This window comes from Fibrobacter sp., from assembly GCA_012523595.1.
Classification (GTDB): domain Bacteria; phylum Fibrobacterota; class Chitinivibrionia; order Chitinivibrionales; family Chitinispirillaceae; genus JAAYIG01.
This window is the reverse complement of record JAAYIG010000064.1, coordinates 1-3,229: the sequence shown is the minus strand read 5'-3', so window position 1 is coordinate 3,229 and position 3,229 is coordinate 1. Positions and strand designations below refer to the sequence as shown.

3 protein-coding genes are annotated in these 3,229 nt (G+C 43.8%); all 3 read left to right on the top strand.

Annotated elements, in window-relative coordinates:
- A partial coding sequence (locus tag GX089_03875; GenBank protein NLP01610.1) for a hypothetical protein occupies nt 1–348 on the top strand: 348 nt, incomplete at its 5' end.
- A 285-nt stretch (nt 349–633) separates the two neighbouring features.
- Nucleotides 634–1,887 carry a hypothetical protein gene (locus GX089_03870; protein ID NLP01609.1) on the top strand — a complete coding sequence of 418 codons (1,254 nt, stop codon included), beginning with the start codon at nt 634–636 and terminating at the stop codon, nt 1,885–1,887.
- Nucleotides 1,888–1,985: 98 nt separating this feature from the next.
- A partial coding sequence (locus tag GX089_03865) for a hypothetical protein (protein ID NLP01608.1) occupies nt 1,986–3,229 on the top strand: 1,244 nt, incomplete at its 3' end.

Below are 3,229 nucleotides of genomic sequence, written 5' to 3'. Positions count from 1 at the left end.
ATGCGTGACAGGGATGAATACAGGCATTTAAGAAACAAGGTAATATTCGGTACAGACTGGTATCTTACTCACCTGACCCGCAGCGATGATGGCGCAGAATACGGTAACTACTGCAGAGACTTTAAGAAGCTTATCGATCAGGTTGACTCAACGTTCTGGATTAGATTCACGCTGGTCAATCCGTGGGAGTGCTACTCGATGAGTAAAGATAAATTGAGAACGATGAAAAACTCTCTAATCAAAGCTGATGCAAATGAATCAACCGTTCTTAAACGATATAATCAACTTCTTAAACTGGACGATGAAGTATCTCGAATCAAGGAACAACTGGCAAAATGGGACTCTTAAAGATATCAAAAAAGAAATTAGGGTAGACATATGTTCGATTTATCAAACATACCTCCGCATGTATTGATTTATTCCTTTATAATTGTCTTTCTGAAATACAAATGGCCATGGGTCGTCGGTGCTGTATTTGGTCTGGTATTATGGCGATTAAGATTGCCTGGCAGAAAAAAACTACAGATCGCCGCAGTAGCCATGGGCTTGTTTGTAGTTGGAAAGACTGTTTTCCACTTTTTCCCAGGTTATATACCTGGATGTACTGAAAATTCAAACAAAGGAGTTTATAAAATGCCGGACTACAATGTCTTCAATCAAAAGGGGGGTAAGTTCTTTTTCCCTTATGCTGTTCCACTCGATGAGCCAATAAGAAAAATTTTTCCTGTTCCGGTGAAAGATGCTGTTGGAACTTTAGGGTTTAAAAATTCGATAACTGTCCTGAAATTCCGGGGTGATACTGCTCCTGAATATGACATTGTCGCGAAAGATTTTTTAGGAGAAGTAGATGGAGATTTTGATTTTGGATTCTGTCCGGTGTTTGACGATGAAACAATCGTCTATACCCAGACGCGATGGGCTGTGGTTGCCAACATCAAAACAGGAAAAGTCGAGTCACCAATTCTTACCATGTCACTCGATGATATTATCGGTGGTATTGTATCGCTGGATGCATCTAAAAACCAGTTTGTTGTCCTTCGCAGATCTCCAAATATGCCAGCCGGCTTTGATAAAATTCTTCATGTCATGATGCTTGAAGACAAAAAATTTATCAACCTTGGTGAATTGGTGGCTGGCATTGACGCTACAGTGTATAGCACACCCTGGATAGTCCACGACCGAAAGATAATCACCTACGACAGTGCAGCAAACAAACTTATCTGCCATAATGCCGACCTGAAGATTTCCACTCACCCATTTGTAGAAATTTTCAACCGGAATAATGGTAAGTTCCGCAAGCTCAAGGAAATGATTATTCATCCTACCTTGCCGTTCGGGTTGGTGGTGGAGATTGGAAAAGATATCGATTGGAAAGAAGTCGAAAAATTACCACCCAGTAGTGCCCAAGATGATTTGGTCTCAAAACTAGCAAAAATACGGGAAATCCACGCCCTCTATCTTCTGCGCTGGGACACTCCTGATACAAACAAGCAATACATCCCGCTTCATACAGATACACTATCCCTTATTGCGCCATTTGCAGCAAAACGGTATGGTCGTTTTTCTTTTTCACCCGATGGCGAATGGCTTGTATTTGGCCATGAAGACATGGGAGAGGATCAGTACGGTAACCTTGGTCCTGGCGGGAAGTACCAGCCATTCTTTGTTGCTCTCCCTGTGGATGAGAAGAAACCCTTCTTTTTTGGAGAGCCGATTTTTATGGGCAGGACCCTGATAAAGGGAAACGATATCACTACAACTGCCTGGGCAACTGATCCGACCTCCTTTGTAGCCGCAGATGGACAATGTTTGTATAAATGGGATCTGGGCAAACTGTATGCGGCAAGAACGATTACTACACCTGACACGCTGTTTCCGCTGGAGTAGCAGGGTGATGGGAAAACGCTTATCCCAGATTTGCGAAAACTTGAAATCACTGTAAACGGCTATACATTCGATATCCAGATGAAAGGATAATAAGAATAATGACAACGATATATGCCAACGATGCTATACGGATTAAACAGAAGAAAATCATTTTCGCTCATGGAATAATGGATGGGCACGCGCACCATAACAGCGGGGCATGTTGTCCAATGCCACTTATTTATGCTCAACTTGAAGAAGGTACAATGCGAGCGTATCCGACAACGGGCCTGTGCTTTCGCTCCAGGGAATGGTGCGAAACCGCAGCCAGCCTGCGATTCAAGGAAGGTGTGCATATTCAGAAATTGTCAACACTGGAAATGGGCAATCGTCTTGCCAAAATGAACTTGGATACCTTCGCGAATATCAGTCATAGCATGGATTTTGCAGATGAGGTCGCAGATAATAAAGGCGACGCTCAAGTAGCAACTCCCATGATAATAGCAACCATGGATATGGAAAGAGCGCATATTGCAGGGTATGAAGGACAGACAATTTATCATGAGGAAGATGGTAAGCTGTTTTATTTTGAGCGAATGTCTGGTGACAAACCGGAGCGGGAAGGAGTAAAGAGGAATTTGTCGCATGAAATTCTCGTGAATAAGGTTGACAAGACTAAGGTGCTGAAATTGAAGAAGTGGGCTGTTCAGTTTGACGAAACGCAAAAAGTTGCGGTCGCAAATCCTTTGCATATGCTCCCGTTATTTTTTTATGACCCTCGTCGATTAAATCGCCGTGGTGGTACAAAATTCTCCAAAGACATGGTTTTTGGCGGTTGGGATGCAATATTTGATTACATCGCAACTGAATCAAAACCCGGCATCTGGGCCGGTGTTAAAATGTACCCGTCCCTCGGTCACAAGCCTCTTGATGAGCTCTGTGAATATCTGCCTGATTTCTACCATCGCTGTGAGAAAGAAAAAGTACCCATCCTGACCCACTGTTCGCCTGGCGGCATGACCACTCATGAAGCTGGACACTACATGGCTTTTGATATCGAAAATGGCGAACTGTGCAGCAAAAGGCAGATAGCCAGTCAAAAGCAGCGTGAAAAAATAACACTCCTGACAGGAAAGCCAGTGAGCAATGCACTTGGCTATCCCAGGGAGTGCTGCGAGACAACCGATAAGTTTCGCCGTTTCCCATTTGATTATTTCTTCAAGAATTACGTTCACCCCGAAGCATGGCGTCCGGTTCTTGAAAACTTTCCGGATTTACATCTTTGTCTGGCTCATTTTGGTGGTGATGAGTGGCGGCGGGGCCCGTTGAGTGAATGGACCGACAGTCCACCAAGTGAATGGAT